We start from the raw sequence: 21,586 nt of genomic DNA, 5'->3' as shown, positions 1-21,586 counted from the left end.
GGTCTATAAACATTAAGAAGGAAAGGGGTAGCAAAATTTTGTTACCTCTTTTTTTATTTATCATTGACATATATTCCATGGAATAGTAATGTGGAGGTAGAAGATGAACGCTAATAAACATGATGAAATTTACGATAATATTTATAATATGATTGGGGGGTTGCTTGAAGCTGAACAATGGAAAGGATTTATGCAATCTGCTGCCTATAACTATAAATATGATTTTATGAGACAGGTTGCTATATACAGCCAAAGACCTGACGCAAAAGCTTGCGCGCCTTATGATTTTTGGACACGAGTAGGACGATATGTCAAACGTGGAAGTGCCGGAATTGCAGTACCTGACGAAACCACGCAAAAGATGAACTATCTTTTCGATATCTCTGATACAGGAACCAAGGTAAATTACAATGACCAGGTCTTTATCTGGCAAATAAATAGGGAGGCGTTTAGTGAAAAATATGGCGCCAATTGGTATCAGGCTCTTAGCGATGAGATAAAACAAACCGTAACATCACGGAATATAATTAATGAATTATCAGATGACCAGAAGGATATATTATTTCACTCCGTTCTGTATCAAACACTCTATCGTATAGGTGTACCTGAAGAACAATTGAGAGAAATGGACTTTACTAATTTGCAAAACTTGTCATTTAGCGAGTTTTTAGTCGTTGCCAGACTTGCAAATGAACAAACGAAAGAAAGCATTAATCAACTACGCTACGAATTTAAGGATTATATAGAAAGAGAGGCTCAAAATGACAGTCAAAGTTATGGACAACAAACAGTATCAAAAGATCAACGGATATTGGATTCCGGAGACAAAAATCGAGAGCGAGCAAAGACCGATCAGGAAATACGGACACATGAGATGGAAGTATCTCAGAGAGAGCGAGAAGCTCTCGGACATGGAACTGTTGAGCGAACTCGAGATAACAGGACAACTAATGAACTATCTGGCGGATATAGAAGAGGAGGCGGAGAAGATCAAAGACTCTCGTTCAGCGATGATGAAAGAACGGAAGATCGACTCCAGTCTCCAGAAGAGCAATTATCAAGCCTATCTGCAAGGGGTTCTACAGATCGAGATGGAATTAGAAGAAGTCATTCTAAACACCATAGTTTACGCATAGAAGATATAACTCAAGAGATATCGAATAGATTCGCCATGTTTCCACCTGAGGAAGCGATACAAAAAGAAGCCATTCAGCAAGATATGGCTTCTTTTTTAAATGAGCAAAACAATAAAACCGCTCTGGATATGGATATGGACAACGATGGCGTTATCGATCGATATGACGCTGATTTTCGAGATTCTACAGTACAGAGTATTGGGCAGCTTGATGAAAGGGAAGAGGATCGAAACAAGCAAGATCATAATGAAGATTATGAACTAGGCTATTTTAGCCTGGGGAATGGATATGTAGTTTCAGATCAAAATATAGACGACTCAGAAACAAATGATTTTTTGTACCTAGCTCATATAAACACTGATCGAACGATCGATTTTTATAATGAGACATTAAGCAGCCATTATTCTCCAGAAATAGTGGATAAGATTATAGGCGAGGTTTGCTTGCAAGCGATGATCTTAGATGGGAATATCTCTTTTACTCAAAATCTAAAAATTTTAAACGAGCTGTCTCCATTACTTAAAATAGAGGAGTTATCTAATGGAGAGATAGAAAACTTAAAGACTCTACTCACAAAAATAGATTTTAACAGTTACATCGAAGCGGAAAAACTTAATCCTCAAGTTTTATCAACTGAGGAAAGAGTTAGAGAGATTAGTCAATTAGCACTCGATGTAAACAAAAATAAGGCAAAAGATCAAGTAGAACAGTCATTACCCGAATCCAACGCTTTAAGTCAACAATTGAAATTTAACTTTCCGCCCACTCCTATTACTCAGGAAGTTATAGATACTATATTAGTTCATGGTGGGAATGTTGATGGAGGAAGACTTGCTATTGTTGCAGAGTTTTCAAAAGATAAAAGCATAGAAGAATTAGGCGATTTTTTAAAGCAGTCATTTAAAGGTGGCAACGGTTTTTATATCGATGACAATCAAATCGCAGCATATTATACAGACGAAGGTCTTCAAATAGCACATGGTACATCTGCTAAGGAAAGCTATACAACGATTTCGTGGGAAGAAGTAGCGAAAAGAACTGACGAACTCCTCCAAACCGGCGATTTCGCTACGAAGGAAGAATTAGAAAATGCACTCACTTTCGAGAGGGAGAAAATTGCAGAATCGCTATGGTATTTAATACACGATCTAAATGCGGAAAGCACAGGAAGCTATTTCAAAACACTAAAGAACGAACGAAGAGGCTTCTCAGAAGATACCAAGGATATTGCGGCATTGCTATCAAATCCCGTTTCTCTCCAAGGCATCAAAGAGGAATATAGCGACTTCTTAGAAGCATATAAAGATGACAAAGATCTTCTGCGATTTAACTTTCATAAGGTAGATGATCTTTATCAAAAATTAAGTGAACTCGAATTAAAACGTCGTGCATACAAGACAAACCTAACAGAAAACAAAGGAGTGAAGTCATTTATTACAGAAGATGAAATATATGACTTCTTTCATAGCGGAAGTGGAATGTCAGGAGGAAAAGAACGAATTTATCGTTTTTTCACGGAAGATCACGGTTTAACGGAAAAGGCAGAATTTTTAAGAGATGAGTACGGCACGGGTGGTCGTATGCCGGTCTTTCCGGGTTCCAGTAGCAGTCAAGAAGAACATGATTCAAGAGGAGTTAAATTAGAAAAGGAAAACTGTTCTGAAGTTTTTCTTACCTGGTCAAATGCGGCTAAGTATGTTGATGACTTAATTCTTCAAGGTCTATACCTCGATAAGCAAGAAACGAACCTAGAAAAAGACTCAGAAGACAAGAGCAATAACTATTGGATTGTTGAATTTAATGAAAATGATCCTCTAATTCCTGATTATTCGGGCCAATTAGTAACACAGGAACTAATCAACGATATCAAAGAAAAAGATCAGTTGGTATTCAATCACAACAGAAACGTTGGAATCGACGCAAATAATGAAATGACAGACGATTATATGGGCTATTTCAAGTTTTATTTTGACCATTATGTCGATGGCGAAAGAATCGAGCATCGTCGAATTGATATTGGAGATGGAGAAGAAGCTAATGCACAAGAGTTTGCATATCTCGAAGATCAATTACTCAGAATTAAAGAAGAGCCGATTAAGCAGCAAGTCGTTTCCACGCTAGAGAAAGAGAATTTTGAAAAAATTGAGGGAATTGAAGGGAACTTCTATTTACTCAATCGAAAACAAATACCGAAAGGTGTATTGAAAGAGCCGAGCCTTATTAAAGATAGTGTAAATGGTCGTTTGGGATATGAGGCAGATCTTCTCCTAGACTTAAATGAACAAAAACTAAAATCGGTTTTTTTGTATAATGGTTATTGGATTAATAATAACGATTTTGATTATGAAAGTTATGCTGATATTGAAGCTGCCCTCGTAGATTTAACCGATCGAAGCTATACAGGAAATATCCTAGATGAGTTTACTGAAGCCAGTGCTGAAAAATATGAACTCAATGTACGTGAAGTACAAAATGTTTCTGTAAAAGATGAGAAACAAAGCTTCGATTTAGTTAAGGATTTTGATCCGCCTTCTGTCCGACTGGAAAATAATATTAAAGCGTTAGAAGTCCTCAAACGTTGTGAGAACGAAAATCGATATGCTACAAGTGACGAGCGAAGAATTTTAGGAAGCTATGTCGGTTGGGGCGGTCTTGCAGACGTTTTTAATGAAACAAAAGGTGGACAATGGGAGCGTTCAAGAGAAATAATTAAACAATATTTATCGGAAGAGGAATATGAATCCGCTAAAGAGTCCACGTTAACATCGTTTTATACGTCGAATGGGATTATCGATGGAATCTACAGTGCTTTAGAGAACATGGGATTTAAAGGCGGGAATATTTTAGAGCCAAGTGCAGGTATAGGAAACTTTATAGGCAATTTACCAAAGAGCTTAGAACCGTCGTCCTTTCATGCAGTAGAGCAAGATACGCTAAGCGGTCGCATAGCAAAACAGCTTTATCCGGAAGCTACTATTGAAGTTTCGGGATTTGAAGATGTGAAACTAGAAGATGACCACTATGATATTGCAATTGGCAATGTTCCATTCGGAAATTACAAGCTGTACGATGAAGCTTATAGTAAGCAGAATTTTTTGATTCATGATTACTTTTTTGCGAAGTCTTTGGATAAAGTCCATGATGGTGGCATTGTTGCTTTTATAACATCAAAAGGAACAATGGATAAGACAAATAGTGAGTTCTTAAACTACATGGCAGATCGAGCAAAACTGGTAGGGGCTATAAGATTACCAGAAGAAGCTTTTAAGCAGACAGGAACGTCTGTCACTTCCGATATTTTATTTTTCCAAAAGGGAGAAAACAGTGATCGCTCATGGACTGAATTGGCAAGAGATGAAAATGGAATATCTCTAAACCGATATTTCGTGGAACATCCTGAAATGATAATGGGAACAATGGTAGAGCGTTCTGGACCTTTTGGAAAGGTGGCTACTTGCCAACTAGACGATAAAGATTTTTCAGCACTCTTTGAAGAGGCAATAAAAACACTCCCTAAAGATATATACCAAGAGCCAATTGAACGATCGATCGAACCTAAAAAAGAAGAAAATCAGATTGCGGCGGAACTGCCTGATCTATCTGATATAGAGGACTACACCTACTGTAAAGTAGGAGATAAAATATACTACAAGAATGAAAATATCGTCGAAGAGGTATCGCAAGGGGTCGAGTTGCTTAGCGGTATGATCGAACTACGTGATACAGTCAAACAACTTTATTACTATGAATATAATAATTTCGATGGTCAAACAATCGATAAGCAAATGGGAAAGCTCAATAGTGTATATGATGAATTTGTCGAAAAGCACGGTCGCATTAATGAACCTTCGAAGATTAAAGCTTTCAGAGGAGACGACTCCATTGCCATTCTTCTAGCATTAGAAGAATTAGATAATGACGGTAAGTTTGAACAGAAGGCTGATGTCTTCAGAGAACGTGTTATCAAGGGAGTAGAACTTCCTGAGCATACAGAAGACTTAGTAGACGCTGTCATTCTTTCTGTGAATCACAAAGGTAGAATTGATCTAAATTTCATAGCTGAAATCATGGGAAGAGATTCCATAGAAATTAAAAACGATCTTTTAGAAAAAAAGCTGGCATTTAAAAGTGAAAAAGGTACAGGTGAATTAGTATACCGTGAAGACTTTTTATCCGGTGATATTCGCAAAAAAATAGAAACGTTCCAAGCAAATATCGACTCTTTTACAGTAGAGGAAAGAAAATCGATGATAGAAGCCCTCGAATCAGCAATACCTGAAGCCATTAAGGCAAAAGACATAAGCTTTAGGCTAGGCTCTACATGGATTCCTGAGAGGTATATTTCTGATTTCTGTAGAGAAGTGTTGGGTGGAAGTAAGCGGATTGAATTTTCGGAAGCCACGTCGAAGTGGTATGTTCCCGATAAAGGGAATGACTGGAGCGTTTATAGTACGACAAAATTTGGCACTAGTCGCATGAACTCGTGGCATATTCTGGAAAAAACGCTAAACCAGAATGAACGATTAAAAGTTGAGGACACCATGTATGTCGATGGCAAGGAACAAAAGGTGCTAAATAAAAAAGAAACGATTTTGGTACAACAAAAGCAAGAATACATGAAGCAAGAATTTGCGAATTGGCTTTTCAGTGATCCTCAAAGGACAAGTGAATTAGAAAAGATCTATAATGAGCGATTTAACAATATAGTTATTCGAAAGTATACAGGAGAAAATCTTCCGTTTAGCGGCATGAATCCGCTTATTAGCTTGCGTCCACATCAAAAAGACGTAGTAGCAAAATCAATATTCAATGGAAATACATTGGCTGCTCATACAGTAGGAGCAGGCAAAACTTTTTCTGCAATTGCAGCCATAATGGAATCGAAACGCTTAGGTCTATCATCTAAGGCTATGATCGCCGTACCCAATCACTTAACGGAGCAGTGGGGTAGAGACTTCTTAAAATTATATCCAGACGCAAAGGTCCTTGTGGCGACAAAAAAGGATTTTGAAAAAAAGAATAGGCATAAATTAATGGCGAAAATCGCCAGTGGAAATTATGATGCCGTTATTGTAGGACACAGTCAGTTCGGTATGATTCCCGTGTCGCAAGAATATGAAAAAAGATTCCTACAAGAACAATTGAAAGAACTCGATCTAAAACTAAATTCTTGCAATAAATACACACAAGGGTTTTCCGTCAAGCAATTACAGCAAAAGAAGAAAAAACTAGAGTCGAAAATAAAGGCGTTAATGAAAGAAAAACGCCGTGATGATATTGTCAACTTTGAGGAAATGGGAATTGACAAGCTAGTTGTGGACGAAGCTCACGAATTCAAGAATTTACAAATTCCCACGAGTTTAACAGGAGTAAGTGGAATTAGCAATAGTGCGTCTCAAAAGGCATATGACCTCTATATGAAAACTAAATATTTAGATGAGAAGACCGGTCGTAAAGGTCTTCTTTTTTTAACCGGGACACCTGTTTCAAATTCTATGTGCGAACTTTTTGTTATGCAAAAGTATTTGAACAATGAAGATCTCGCTCGAACCAGATTATTGGATTTTGACGCTTGGGCTTCCACCTTTGGAGAGATTAAAAATGTGCTTGAACTATCGGTCGATGGCACAAATTATAAAATGAAAACAAAATTTAATCGATTCAATAATATGCCTGAATTGAAAAAACAGTTTTTGAATTTTGCGGATATAAAAATGCCAGAAAGCTTAAATTTGCCGGTTCCTGATCTAAAGTCTGAAGTAGTAAAGGTAAAGCCTAGCGAATTACAAAAAGAGATTATCGAAGATCTCTCTTCCAGAGCTGACAAGGTAAAATCCGGGATTGATCCTAGAATTGACAATATGCTAAAGATCACGAACGACGGGCGTAAACTGGCACTTGATCAAAGGGTATTTGACCCGATGCTGCCAGATGAAGACAACAGTAAAGTGAATGCTTGCGTCGATAAGATTGTAGAAATCTATAATCAAACTATGGATAGTAAATCCACACAAATTGTATTTTCTGATTTATCTGTTCCGAATAAAGATGAATTTAATGTTCATCATGATCTTAAGGAAAAACTCATTAAAAAAGGTCTCAAAAGCCAAGAAATTGCCTTTATACATGATGCCAATACTCCTGCAGAAAAAGAAAAGCTATTTGCGAAGGTTCGTTCAGGCGATGTTAGAGTCATCATCGGTACTACTCAAAAAATGGGAACCGGTACGAATATGCAAGACAGGGCTATCGCCTTACACCATTTAGATTGCCCGTGGAGACCGGCAGATAGAGAACAACGGCTTGGTCGCATGGTAAGACAAGGAAATGAAAATAAGGAAGTATTCGAATACACTTATATTACCGAAGGAACATTCGATGCCTATATGTATCAAATTCTAGAGAACAAGCAACGATTTATCAGTCAATTAATGACAGAAGAATCGGCTCTTCGATCCATTGAAGACGTAGATGAAATCACCTTAAACTATGCGGAGATAAAAGCTTTATGTGCTAACAATCCTTTGATTAAAGAAAAGATGGAACTAGAAAATGATGTTAATCGATTGAGCATTGAAAAAGCTGGTTATTTGCAGAATATAAATCAACTTAAAAATCAAATAGCAAATGTATATCCTGAAACCATGAAAAAACTTGAAAATAACATGAATGTTATAAATAAGGATTTAGAAAGAGCTCGTAGAAGCGAGAATAAGCCTTTTGAAATTAAAATTAATGGAAATGTATATAAAGATGAAAAAGAGGCTGCAAAAGCCTTTATAGAGTCTTATCAGGGAAGTATTAAGAAAACAACACCATTTGCAGAGTATGAAGGATTTAAAATCTTCATAGATTACAGTTCTATCGACAAGCAATATATTTTAAATATCGCAGGAGAGGAACGTAACTATAAAGAACTCGCTTCGAAGGCGGGGCACTGGAATATCACAAGGATAAAAAATATGACATCTCCGGAATATTTCGAGGAATTGATTACGAGTACTGACGAACGATTAAAAGAACAACAAAGAAACTTGGAGACTGCCAAAGAAGAAGTGTTAAAACCATTTATAAATGAGGAGGAATATGTAGAGAAAATGAATAGGCTTACGGAAATTAATCTGAAATTCAATGATGGAGATATTTCATTCGATCAGTCTCTGGAAGAAGCTAAAGAGAAATTATCAGATTTTTGTATTGCCTCTCAGGGTTATTCAGATATTGATTTTACCGACCTAGGAGATGTACATCTCATGACCAAAAAGATTGATGGTCAACGGAAAATAGATATATCTTGTAATTTACTCGATCAACCCGAGCTAATTACAAAGTTAAATGGTGAGATCATAGATATAAGAAGAGAACAGTCATTAGAAGACTTTATAAAACTTAATATCACTTCACTAGATCTTTCTCAACACATCCACAAACTTAAAGAAACAGGGAAGCTTGAACTTTCTGAGAAAACAAATAAAGAGGTGACCAAGCATGACAGATTCGAAGATAGAGATGATCGCTAGAGAGATAGGTGAAGATACCGAGTCCTATTTAAAGGCTTTTTTTCAATATTTTCTATTTATAGAAGATGAAACGATTTTAAACGATCTATATTCAGCCTTCATGGAGTCAAGCTATTCACTTTTTAGCGATGAGATTGTCAATTTTGAAGAAGAAATTAATGCCATAAGATATGAAGCAATAAATGACTTTATTTCTAGGGTGAATGATGTAATAGGTCAAAAGATAGATCTAAAAGCTTTTGAGACAGAATTAGAACAAAAAGATATCATCGATGCCTATGAAATAAATCTCATGGGGAAACTAACGAGAATTATAATAGTCTTTAAAAATGAAGAAGGAATAGTTCTAGGTATAAGCGAAAAAATGATATTAGAGCTAGTAACGCCCCTAGAGTTGGTCTATGAAACAAAGATTCAGCGATCACTTACAGAAACTGAAAGCAGATCTAATATAATTCAAATTTATTTTCAAGCTCAAAAGTTAGGAACATTATATTGGCATAGACCAATAAACTTGAAAATTAAATATGGGCTTATTTCAGATTATCTGGACGAAGAGTTCTATACTCTGAAAGAAGAAAAAGAAAAGATGGAGAAAGAGTTTAGAGACTTTTATCTAGATACGATTAATAGTTTGACGTACTTTAAAATTCCTAAATCAATTAATTTAGAAGAAATTTTCCATTTTGAAAATATCGATAGAGACTATAAAGTTATTCTCTATATGAAGAAGCTATATAAGGAGATCCTACAAGGAAAAAAGTCTAGAATGCCTGATTTTAAAAATATTATTGAGATGGAAAGCTTCATTGGGCAAGCTAACGTTTATCAGCCTTTGTTTTTGGAAAAGCTAAGTAAAGTAGACAAGACAAAACTTAGCTATGAGCAGGCAAAGAAAATAGCATTAAAGAAAATTGAAAATCAAAAGATATAAGAAGAGCTGTTAAGATAAAGAGCGTTTTGTGAATTGGTAAGTCATTAATATGACAGAAAGTAGATGAAAAGGTCTATTTCTAGAGATTTCCTATAGCATTGACAGGAAAAAGACATTGCGGGGCGTGGTAAAAGATTGTATAATCAAACAAGAGGAAAACCTTTTAGTGCTTTAGCATTAAGAATTTTAATAGGGGGTGATTTTAATCTGTATTGTTGGAGTAGTGTGTAATTCTGTTGTTTTGTAAAATTTTTCTATTAGAATCGAGTATCCCATACAGTACGTTCAAAATCGGAAGTAGAGAGTCAGTATAAAGCTATTCGGTATAATGGCATATGATCCATAGATAGCTTAACGTATAGATAGATGAATGCATAGATGAATGAGTGTAGGAGGCCTTTAATGAAAAAGATGGCAGTATTGTTATCATGTTTATTGCTTCTCCCTTCAGTAGCCTTGGCGAAGGGACCTTCTCCTGTTGGACGTTACGTTGGAGTTTACGTTAATGGGCGGGAACCCTTAGAAGAAGATGTGATGCCCGTTATCCGTCACAATCGAACGTTTCTTCCTTTGCGTGCGGTCACTGAAGAATTAGGCTATGTCGTGTCGTGGAATCAAGATAAAAAGGAAGCAACTTTAACGAAAGGTAAAGAAAAAGTCGTGATGACGATCGGAATAAAATCTTATCGTCAAAACGGAAAAGATGTGGCGATGGATGTCGCGCCATATCTAGAAAAAAATCGCACATTTATTCCGGCGCGTTACTTAGGGGAGGCGACGGGGCTTTCAGTCCAATGGATGCCAAACGAGCGCATCGTCACCGTCGGAAGCTATCCTCAAAAGGATATTCCTGGAGCGAAACGGATCTACATCAAGGAAATAGATATGTCCTTTATTTTACCGAAAGATGCAAATATTGATTACAAGCTCGAAAACGACGAGCTTTGTTTCTATGAAAAGTCGAATGAACAAATAGGTGGCGATGGTTTTCTCTTTCGCCTTTCAAAAGTCAAAAATCCGAGGACTGATTGGTGTAATGGTCCTGTGATCCTTGCTCATAAAGATGGCATCTACTACGGTGCAGATTTCCGAGGAGATCCAGCGGAAATTCAAGATAAGGCACTAAGGGAAAACTTCGAAAAAGCTTACGACTATATTGATGATATTCTGATGACAGTTCGAGTAGGAAAGTAAGAGGAAATTCTATATTAAATAGTGTTAATAGTGTTGGTGGAAACACCGGCACTATTTTTTTATTATAATTCTGGTCAGACTCAATTTAAAATAAACTTCGAAAAGTTTATCAAACCATAAGTAACGGATATCAAAGAATTGTTTGATTTTAATTTATAGACCAATTCATGTAGGTTCAAGATAGAACCTAAATATTTAGTAATTTACTCCCTTTTAGTGTAATAAAGAAAATGATTAATGACTCTTTTATCCATTCACTTTTGAAGAGATAGCTTTACGAACGAAGCTTGAATCGTTTTTATTACACTAAGATTAAAAACATAATCTGAAGAATTTACAAAATCTTAGTTGATATGTGCAATCGCACATGATATCATCTAACCAAGATATAACTCAATCACATTTCGTATGGAGGTTTAAAATGAAAAAGAAAATGTTAGTCAAAAGTGTATTGTCCGTAACATTAGCTACAACTATGCTCTCTTCAGCAGGGGTAGCGTATGCCAACCATGCTCCTGTGAATGCGAATGACAAGAAGATTCAAATTAATGGAATTAAGTATTTGAAAATTGCAGACTTAGAAAAAATGGGATTTAAAGTAATTGTTAAAGATGGCGTCCTAATTCTTGAAAAGGATGGAAAAATTATTCACTTAAAGTTAAATCAGAAGACTGCTTTAGTTAATGGCTTAGAAATTTCTTTATCTAACGTAATTTACTCTAACGAAGGAGTAAATGAACAAGCTCTAAAGAATCTATTAGAAGCATATGACTCCGGCAGAACCTATTATGTTCGTAATATCTTAACGAAAGACGAAGACACAGTTAAAGATTCGAAAGCTGTAGAAGAACCTGGAACAAGACCTGAAGAACCCAAGAAAAAAGAAGAAGGCACTTTAGATCTCCTGGACATTCTGAAAGATGAAGAATCGAATAAGAAGATTTATGATGATCTAAGCAAAGATAACGAAGTATTTGATAAACTGTTTGATTTCAGTGTAGAAACCCCTGGAACAGAAGAACCTGGAACAAGACCTGAAGAACCCAAGGAAAAAGAAGAAGGCACTTTAGATCTCCTGGACATTCTGAAAGATGAAGAATCTAACAAAAAGATCTATGACGATCTAAGCAAAGACAACGAAGCTTTTGATAAGCTCTTCAATTCAAAAGGTGAGAACTCTGATAAAAAAGAACAAGATGAAAGCCCAGAACAAACGCCTGAAATCGTATATGAAGAGATAACCGTCAAATTAAAAGATGGAAAAACCGCTACTGTTAAAGTTCGATATGATGAGGCTATGGCTCAAAAACATCTCGATCTTTTGAATAACTACAGAAAAGAAAACGGGCTTCCTAAAGTCAAAGACAATAAAGAACTAGTCAAAATTGCAAAAGAACGTGTTGCTGAAATTGTATATGAAAAAATGACGACCGGAACCATTAGCCATACTCGAACGAATGGCGATGCAATTAAGAAAATGAACGACTTTGCCGGTGAAAATATTCAGAATATACGTGGGACTTTATCTGAATCAGAAATGAAACGTGCTTTGGATAACTTTATTAATTCTCCTGTACACAATGAGGTTATGAAGCATAATGAGTATGACAGGAACGTAGGCGTAGGAGTAGGCAACTACGAAGATAGCGGTGTATCTCGAGTCGTTGTTGTACAACTATACGGAAAAGATTTAAAAGGTAAGGAAAAATATACTTTTGACGAAACAGAAAAACAAAAAATAGCTGAGGAACGAAAGGATGAAGAAGAAAAGAAACTGATTGACGATGTAAAAGGTCAAATCACCGATGAAATCAATGGAGAATCTGAATCCGTAGTACAATCTGAAGCCAAGGAAACTTCCTTCACTAAGGAAGAGAAGGCTTTAGTTGCAGAAGTTAAAACAAAGATCGAAGAAGAAATAAACAAAGACGGAAACACAAACGAAATCGTCGCTTCTCCTGAAGAAGCAGCACCGACTGATAGTAGTGAACAATAAAACAAGAGCCTTGCGTTAAGCGAGGCTCATATAACTATAAGTTCTCTCTCATAGATAGGTGTCATTGCACATTTATCTGATATAATTACAGTAATAATAAACGGAGAAGGAACTTAACATGAATGAAACAAATAATATTATTCTTTTAGATCCCGAGGATCTTCTAATCGATCCAGAGAATCTAATTTATGAAAGGGATCCGGAGGATGATGAAAAACTTAGAGAAAGTATAGATCAATATGGAATCCAAAAACCTTTATTAGTATATGAGAATCCTAGTGGCAAATATACAATTATTGATGGACATCGCAGAGCAAAAATAGCAATACATGGTGACGCAATGGTACCTTGTATTCTGTTCCTGATTGAAAATTCCCTAGATCTCATAAAAGCTAAAATAGCCGTTGTGCAATCAAACCATGATGAAAATAATCGATCTGTACAAGATAAATACCGTGAAATAGTTTTTCTAGAAAAGTATATTAAGGAATTAAAAAAGCTAGACCCATCGGTAAAGGGACTTACTAGAAAGCTTATTGCTGAAAATATAGGATTAAAAGAACGTCAAGTAGCTGACTATACAAAAATAAAAAACAATTTAAGAGAAGACGATATGAAGTCTTTTTTATCAGGAAAAATTAATGTTAAAGAAGCTCTTAGTATAATAGATAATTACAAAGAGTTTATACCTGACGCAGTAAGCGAGTTATTTATTAATGATGAAAATAATCCTAAAAAAAACAATCGTTTTTCCGGGAAAAGTATAGACGAAATAGAAACCGTTATTTTCGATATGGTACACAATGAATCGACTTTAAACGGTTATAAAATTGAGCCACAATCGAAGAAAAAAATAAGGCTAACTGATTTAAATACAAATCAAAGTCAAATATTCAAGATTAGAAATATTGCAATAAATATACACGACTACAACGAAAGATATAACGAGCGAGCAGGAGAGGAAGCAAATCCGAAAGTTCAATCTATCTATGATCTAACAATGAACTTAAATAAAGAAAATTTGAATCCTATTGATCGTAGAATCCTATCAGACGTAATAGAAAAATTGCACGGCAAGGGAGTTTAGGATGGAAAAGAAAACATCTAAAAGCCAAATGCGTGCAACGAAAAAATGGAAGCAAAAAAATAAAGAAAGAAACCGTTTTTTATCCTATCGATCGACTGCCTTTCTTTTTGCTAAATCTTATGCAACAAAGGAAGACATAGAGGAGTTAATAAACGTCTTTCAATCCGAGAATCCCAATGCGAGAGAAGAAGAGGTGGAGAAATGAAACTGTTAATCAATGTTATCTCTATTTTAGGAAAAATCTTGTTTAAATTAATTGCGATAGCCTGTCATCTATTAATTGCATTCGTTCTGCTTGCATTCTCGGTGTTATCTCTTGTGATAGGCTGTCAATTTTCCAGACGATAAAATATTTCTTTTATACTAGCATAGTCTGGAAGGGTCGGAGCTTTGCGCTTCGATCCTTTTTTATTCATGTTAAAGCGCACAAAACAAAATCGAGCAAGCATTTCGCTTGCTCGATTAAGTCCAACTTTATGGGGTCACTCTAGAATCCATCCATGATCGCCAACTGGCGAAAGCAGTACCGAGAGAAGGGTCTTGAGGGGCTGCGACCACATAAGCGAGGAAGACCTGTGACAAAGAAAAACGACCGCTATCAAACACCAAAGACGTCAAAGAAAAACGAGCTCCTTGATGCTTCCACACGTGAGGCATTGGAAAACCGCATCAAAGAATTAGAAACGGAGAATGAAAAGCTCACCATTCAAAAGATGTTCTGGGAACAGTTAAGGAGTTTGGAGAGGGAAGAAGCAATGAACAAAAGGCGAGGATCGTCGCCAAGCTCCGAGAACAATTCCAACTAACCAAGATACTCGCTGCTATCAACTTTCCCAAATCCACCTTTATGTACTGGCAGAAAAAGTGGACCGAAGAAGACAAAGACCAAGCCTTGAAAGATGAAATTCTCTTCATTCGGCACGAATACAAAGACTACGGCTACCGCAGAATCCATCTGGAGCTGAAGAACCGGGGAGGGGTGGTGAGCAAAAAGAAAATTCAACGACTGGTTCAGGTCATGGACCTGTATAATCTTGAAATCATCAGCTACGTCCTCTCCAACCATTGTGAGTGTGTGTCGTTGTTGACAAGGGACTAAAAGGGGAATAGTTGAAAAAATGCGATAAAAATTAGGAGAGATTAAAAATATAATATTAAGGAATAAGTCCATAGGTAGTTAGTGAATATAATTTTATTGAGGTGATTTCTATTAAGTATGTAGTCAATAATATTGTATCTTTCGTCAATAGAGGCTTCGCCTTTTGTATTAAATCTGTTCTCAATTTAACAACCCTGGTTTAGCTTACCGAGAAAAGGTACGTTTAAATTATTTAAGGAAACCACCTAAAAAGTGAAATGAGGAACATTGAATAGATACATTTCGATTCTCTAACAAGTCTCTAACAAGCGTCCTCTAAATGCGTGCTGTTGATGTAAAAAAACGATAGGTTATAAAAGTATAACAAAGGTAAGATTTTAATTTTTTAAGTAAATTTAAGTAAATTAAGGAAGACATATTTTATATTAAAAGATATATTAGAAATATTTCAACACAATAAATTAGAATTCTACTACCACAAAGATTAGAAAATATGAAAAAGAGGAAGTTATCAAAAAGAAAAGAGAACTTTAATACAGTGCAGAAATACTTGACAAAACAACATGTGGATGTTATCCTGGCTTTAGGAAGCCTTATGCAAACTACGATTCAACAGTGCCATCAAAGATCTAAGAAAGGATGAGAAAATGATGAAAAAAACTCGTATTATATTTCTTTTATTAATAGTGTTATTCGTTTTGCCATTCAGCTTAGGAATGAAGACTGCAAATAATCTAAAAAAGGATACCAAGAAAGAGCAACAAACGGATGATAATGTTATAAATACTATGCTATCAAGTAAACCAGGAGCAGATCCCTTAACTCTTGTCGCTGGTTCGGATGATTATTTGATCCTAGAACACTATTGTGGTTTATTGATTTTAGATCGCAATTTTTTGGAACCTTTTGCTGAAATTCCAGCAAAAGATATCGAATTAAAGACACAAGGAGATGAAGCTTTTTCTTATAGCTTAGATGGAAATACACTATATTTAAAGAGAATGGGAAGTGGAAAATCTTTTACCTTTAACATCGCAGATAAAGTTCTACAAGTGGAGCAAAACAAGGACCAAATGAATAGAATGGATTCATTTAAGTCTCTCTCTAAGGATAGATTGGAAGAGGTTTTAGGAAGAAAGTGTAATGCTCAGGGGATTCAAGGGGATAACTGGATATTTATCCTTATACCTGACCCAAATAAATTAGGAAATAGTCAGTTAATGATTGTTGATCAAGATACGGGTAGTAAACGCACAAAAAATCTCCGTGATTTAGTCGAAACAAAACACAACGTATCTATATTCTTAGATGAAAAAACTTTGAACTCAAAAGGTTTTGTGGAAAAAGGAAGAGCTTACCTTCCTTTGCGATCGATCTTAGAGGGGCAAGATTATGAGGTAAATTGGAACCAAAAGGACTCTAGTATTGTAATTAAAAATAAGAATCAAAAGATTCTCATGGTTCCAGATGGTCAACGTTATTGCTTAATTAAAGAGGGGAAGAAGCGGAGTTATGATTTTTATGTAAGAGAAAATCGAACTTATTTAAGTCAGAAATTTTTTAAAGAGATAGCGGGGTTGAACCTTTCGGTTAATAAATAAAAAGATAAATCTTAATTTTTTATCAAAATGATAAGGTTCTAAGTTCAATGTTTATTAGGGAGATTTGTTTTTGCAAATCTCCCTTTTTATGCAATGCTTTCATAAAGTTATAAAGAGAATAAAGACTTTGAAAAAAAGATTATGTGTTATACAATAGAAAATAATTGACCTATTCCCACATACGAGGCTTTTGAGTAATATTAAATTTTATCCATACTGACCACTCAAGCCATGTGGAGACCATAGCGTTGATACAAAAGATGTAAATTTAAAAATCCTGCATTTTAAGCAGTTTTATAAACATTTTGTATTTAAAAAAAGACGAAGAAGGATATGTCAAAAAGACTCAAAAAAACTACATAGACGTAAGAGTAGTTTTGCAACTGGTATGAGGAAACACAAAAAATATAATTAACTCATTCTGTACTTTCTACAAGAGTAGCTTAAAAGGCTGCTCTTTTTTGAAAGGAGTAAGGATTCGTGGCTGGCTCCATTTGATATTCAAGAGCTACGGGATTTAATGAAAGAGGATGAACTGGAACTTAATCCACTATGAAGATAGAAAGACAGCGCTCTTTGTTATTATTTCAGACACAGATGATACTTTTAAGTCTGTTGTTTCGATTATATATTCTCAATTATTTAACCTGCTTTGCGATAAGGAGGATGATGTGTATGGAGGTAGACTTCCTATTCAGGTAAGATTTCTACTTTATGAATTTGCAAATATTGGTTAATACTAAAATTTGAAAAGCTCATAGCCACCATCAGAAGTAGGGAAATCTCAGCTTGTATTGTACTTCAAGCCCAATCTCAGCTTAAAGCGAATTATAGAGACCACGCGGATACCATATCAGGTAATTGCGATTCCACCTTATTTCTTGGAGGAAAAGAAAAGACTACCTTAAAGGAACTCTCCGAAACCCTAGGAAAAGAAACCATAGACCTATATAACACATCAGAAACAAGATCTAATCAAAACTCCTATGGTTTAAACTATCAAAAGACAGGCAAAGACTTGATGAGCCAAGATGAGATAACCGTAATGGATGGCGGGAAATGTATCTTACAATTAAGGGGAGTAAGGCCTTTTTTATCAGATAAGTATGACATTACAAAACATAAAAATTATAAGCTTCTTGAAGACCATGACAAAAGAAATGCCTTTGACGTAGAAAAGTATCTTAAAAGAAAGGATGACGTAAAACTTAAAAGCGATATGGTAGTTCAGACTTATAAAATGCAGATAAATTGACAAGAGCTAATACAAGAAAATTATCAATTGTCAAAACATATTTCATCTTTTGCTTATGGGTGTTATAATAAATAAAAATATACGGATTAAAAGGAGGGAGAGAATGGCAACAATAAATCAAGTAAAAGAGCTGCTTAAAGCTCATTTTGGTGGAGATAGCGATAAATTTAAAGTGATAGCTTTACAAATAGCAGCTCATGAAGCGAAAGTAGGCCATACAAATAGTGCTAGAGAAATAAAGGCATTAGTAGAAAACTCTCCATCAACGAAAAACAATGTAATAAAATTTAATAATAGTAATAAATCTTTGGAATTAAAATATTCCGATACAGGAATTGAACAGCTTGTAGTTAGCAATTCACTAAAAAGCAAGATTGATAGAATAATTTCAGAATATAAGAAAAGAGATGTTTTGCTAAAAAACGGTTTAAAAAATAGGTCTAAATTATTGTTAGAAGGAAATCCTGGGACAGGAAAGACAATGACAGCATCAGTAATTGCATATGAATTAGGATTACCTTTATATTCCATACAAATTCACCACCTAATTTCTAAGTATATGGGAGAAACAAGTGTGAAGCTAAAAAAGATTTTTGAACAGATAAGAGAATATAGAGGGGTATATTTATTTGATGAATTCGATGCTATTGGTTCTGATAGAAGTTTTGATAATGACGTTGGGGAAATGAGAAGAATACTAAACTCATTTCTTCAATATATAGAAGAAGATGATTCAGCTAGTATAATAATTTGCGCAACTAACAATCCAAATATGTTAGACAAAGCATTATTCAGAAGATTTGATGATGTTTTTGAATATAAACTTCCAGATAAAGAACAAATAGTAAGATTAATACAAATTAATCTGTATAGACTTGATTTAAAAAATATTATTACAGAAAAAGTAATTAAAAACTCACTTGGACTTAGTCATGCAGATATAGTTACTGCGTGTAAAGAGGCTAAAAAATATGTATTATTAAACGATAAAAAGATAGATGAAGCTATTTTATTGGATTTTATAAAAGAAAGAAAACAGTTTTTGCAATACAAAGAGGTTAGGCAATGACCAAAGAATTAAAAAAACATATCAAAATAGTAGAAGGGAAAGAGTCAATTCCATTTTCACCAATCAACCGTAGAGGAGAGACAAATATTCCAAAAAGAAATAGAAAAAGTCATGCTGACTTCCTTGAAAGTCAGTTTAACAAGATATGGGACAAAGAAGTGTCAGATAGTCAAAGAGTAAGCTCCATTTCAAGAAGAGATGGGGTTTATTTGCAATTTAAAGGGAAAGAAAACTATAAATTGATTTCTAAAAGCTTAGAAGATGCTCGTCAACAAGTTAGGCTATGTAATGTTAAAGAAGAAGACGGGATACAATATGCTACAGTATTCCTTCCATTTAAAAAGAAAGACTTTTTCTTAAAGAAAATAAATAAATTTAAAGATAATGATAAAGGCATGGATGTTGTTGCATCTATTGAGTCGATTAATGAAGCCATGGTAAATGAGTTATGGACAGATAATAGAGAGATTCCGATTAAGAATAAAGAAGCTTGTGAGGTTTGGCTTTCTGTTTATAGTAATACTACAATAGAAAAAGTGGTTGAAGATTTTTTTGACTTATGCAATAAACTTGAAGTTAAATATTACAAAAATTTTGTAGAATTTCCTGAACGTGTTGTAGTATCTATAATGGCAGATATTGAAATTTTAAAAACTATCTTAATGCATAGTAATCATATTGCGGAATTTAGAAAAAATACTACTCCTGCGAGTTTTTTTATAAAAGAAAATACTATACAAGAACAAAAAGAATGGGCAGAAGAACTTCTAGAGAGGACCAGTTTCAATGACTCTGACTTGTCTATCTGCATATTAGATAAAGGAGTTAATAATGGACATCCTTTAATAAGCCCAGTTTTAGATGATGAGGATATGCACACAACTTTTGAGGATCGTATCGTACAAGATAATAGCTCAAATGGTCATGGTACAGGAATGGCTGGAATAGCAACATATTTTAATTTAGAAGGAGCTTTAGAAAGTAATAATAGTATAGAAATAAATCATAAATTAGAATCAGTTAGGTTTGTAGATGAACAAATAGAAAATGATGTCGATTTATATGCAGATGTAACATCTAGAGCTATTTCTCTGGCTGAAATAAATAGACCTAATAATAAAAGAGTATTTGCTATGCCTGTTACTGCGGGTTTTGATTTTAATACTGATAAGAAAGACAAAAGATATTTTAGAGGAGATGGAAAACCTACTTCTTGGTCAGCAGGAATAGATAACTTAGCATTGGGAAATTATGGTGCTGAAGATACTGATTCAAGATTAATTATTATCTCAGCTGGAAATACAAAGTGTTATGAAATTGAAAAAGTTGATGATTACAAAGTAGCTGTAGCAACACATCCTGTAGAAGATCCTGCCCAATCATGGAATGCTTTAACTGTAGGTGCATTTACAGACAAATATAGAATGAGTGAGGATCCTTCGTATAAATCTTTTTTACCTTTAGTTGAAAAAGGAAGCTATTCTCCTGTTACCACCTCTTCATTGATGTGGGAACACAAATGGCCAATTAAGCCTGAGATTGTATTAGAAGGTGGAAATGTAGGTTATAATAAAGACTCTAAAGACATCAAATATGATAATTTCGAACATTTAGAACTTCTTACAACTAACAAAAATTATTATTATGGCAAGTTGTTTACAACTATGAATGGAACGAGCTCAGCCACAGCTCAAGCAGCTAACTTAGCAATAAGAATAATGGATGAATACCCTAATATTTGGCCACAAACTGTAAAAGCAATTATGGTGCATTCATCTAGCTGGACAGATGCAATGATAAGACAATCCTATGGAGACAAAGAAATTAATAAACTTACAAAGACAGAATTAAGACAGTTGCTTCGAATTGTAGGATATGGTAAGCCGGATTTAAATAAAGCTTTATTTAGCTTTAACAATTCAGTTAACTTAATCGTAGAAGACGAAATTCAGCCCTTTAAAAAAGAGAAAGGTAGAGTAAAAATAAATGAAATGAGTTTACATGAAATTCCTTGGCCTAGTGAAGTTTTAATAGCTTTAGGGGAAACTCCTATTAAAATGAAAGTCACTTTATCATATTTTGTAGATCCATCTCCAGGAGAGATTGGCTGGGAAGACAAATATAGATATCCAGGGTGTAGATTATCTTTTGATGTTAATAATACAAATGAGGATAAAGAACGTTTTTTATATAGAATCAATAAAAACATCCAAAATGAAGAAAAAAGCAAAGGGACAACATATGATAGTTTAAATGATAGTAATAGATGGTTACTAGGGACTAATAATAGGAATGTTGGATCAATACATTCAGATATTTGGGAAGATACCGCAGCAAATCTTGCTGAAAACAGATATATAGCTGTATATCCAGGAGGAGGATGGTGGAAAGAAAGAAGGTATTTAAATAAATATGATTCAAAAATTAGATATTCACTAGTTGTAAGTATTTCTACGCCTGAAGAAACTATAGACCTATATTCATCTATAGAAAATAAAATAAATATCTCCAATAAACTTAAAGTAGAAACACCTATTAATTTTTAAAAACATATCTTTAACTAGCAGATCCGTAAAGGGTCTGTTTTTAATTTAAGTGATAATGGTATACTATAAGTGTAATTATTGGTTAGTAGCATTAAATTGCTTATAGACAAATGATACAGAACAGAATAACTTAATAGATTTCAAAGTTG

11 protein-coding genes and 2 pseudogenes are annotated in these 21,586 nt (G+C 34.6%); all 13 read left to right on the top strand.

Translation table 11 applies throughout. The features are described from left to right. Positions 1-103: 103 nt before the first annotated feature. The 13 genes and pseudogenes from BN7444_RS02225 (at position 104) to BN7444_RS02170 (ending at position 21,437) form a co-directional block, all read left to right on the top strand. A complete protein-coding gene (locus BN7444_RS02225) occupies positions 104-8,656 on the top strand; it encodes an SNF2-related protein (protein ID WP_068455158.1) in 8,553 nt (2,850 codons plus the stop codon). Continuing rightward, positions 8,625-9,590, top strand: a complete 966-nt coding sequence (locus BN7444_RS02220; RefSeq protein WP_068455155.1) for a hypothetical protein — start codon at positions 8,625-8,627, stop codon at positions 9,588-9,590. Before BN7444_RS02225 ends, BN7444_RS02220 begins: the two co-directional genes overlap by 32 nt. Positions 9,591-9,992: 402 nt before the next feature. Then, positions 9,993-10,784 carry a copper amine oxidase N-terminal domain-containing protein gene (locus BN7444_RS02215; RefSeq protein WP_068367206.1) on the top strand — a complete coding sequence of 264 codons (792 nt, stop codon included), beginning with the start codon at positions 9,993-9,995 and terminating at the stop codon, positions 10,782-10,784. Positions 10,785-11,205: 421 nt separating this feature from the next. Further along, the gene (locus tag BN7444_RS02210; protein WP_068455153.1) at positions 11,206-12,780 is read left to right on the top strand and encodes a CAP domain-containing protein; all 1,575 of its coding nucleotides are present in this window, start codon (positions 11,206-11,208) and stop codon (positions 12,778-12,780) included. A gap of 118 nt (positions 12,781-12,898) precedes the next feature. Beyond that, positions 12,899-13,867 (top strand): ParB/RepB/Spo0J family partition protein, encoded by a 969-nt coding sequence (locus tag BN7444_RS02205; RefSeq protein WP_068455151.1) that lies wholly within the window; start codon positions 12,899-12,901, stop codon positions 13,865-13,867. Between the two features lies 1 nt (position 13,868). After that, entirely contained in the window at positions 13,869-14,072 is a 204-nt protein-coding gene (locus BN7444_RS02200) for a hypothetical protein (protein ID WP_068367200.1), read from the top strand. Between the two features lie 295 nt (positions 14,073-14,367). After that, a pseudogene (locus BN7444_RS09545) lies at positions 14,368-14,427 on the top strand (hypothetical protein); the annotation flags it as partial. A 15-nt stretch (positions 14,428-14,442) separates the two neighbouring features. Beyond that, positions 14,443-14,673: a hypothetical protein gene (locus BN7444_RS02195; RefSeq protein ID WP_068455150.1), complete on the top strand. Its 231-nt coding sequence runs from the start codon at positions 14,443-14,445 to the stop codon at positions 14,671-14,673. 41 nt (positions 14,674-14,714) lie between these two features. After that, a complete protein-coding gene (locus BN7444_RS02190; RefSeq protein ID WP_068455148.1) occupies positions 14,715-14,966 on the top strand; it encodes an IS3 family transposase in 252 nt (83 codons plus the stop codon). A gap of 647 nt (positions 14,967-15,613) precedes the next feature. Then, positions 15,614-16,567, top strand: a complete 954-nt coding sequence (locus BN7444_RS02185; protein ID WP_068455145.1) for a copper amine oxidase N-terminal domain-containing protein — start codon at positions 15,614-15,616, stop codon at positions 16,565-16,567. Between the two features lie 484 nt (positions 16,568-17,051). Next, positions 17,052-17,822, top strand: a pseudogene (locus BN7444_RS02180) (VirD4-like conjugal transfer protein, CD1115 family); the annotation flags it as partial. A 103-nt stretch (positions 17,823-17,925) separates the two neighbouring features. Further along, positions 17,926-18,891 (top strand): AAA family ATPase, encoded by a 966-nt coding sequence (locus BN7444_RS02175; protein WP_068455143.1) that lies wholly within the window; start codon positions 17,926-17,928, stop codon positions 18,889-18,891. Next, on the top strand, positions 18,888-21,437 hold the full coding sequence (locus BN7444_RS02170) for a S8 family peptidase (protein ID WP_068455140.1): 2,550 nt from the start codon (positions 18,888-18,890) through the stop codon (positions 21,435-21,437). Before BN7444_RS02175 ends, BN7444_RS02170 begins: the two co-directional genes overlap by 4 nt. Positions 21,438-21,586 lie beyond the last annotated feature (149 nt).

It is taken from the genome of Peptoniphilus pacaensis (assembly GCF_900088125.1).
In the GTDB taxonomy this organism is placed as follows: domain Bacteria; phylum Bacillota; class Clostridia; order Tissierellales; family Peptoniphilaceae; genus Aedoeadaptatus; species Aedoeadaptatus pacaensis.
This window is presented reverse-complemented; position numbering and strand designations above follow the sequence as displayed.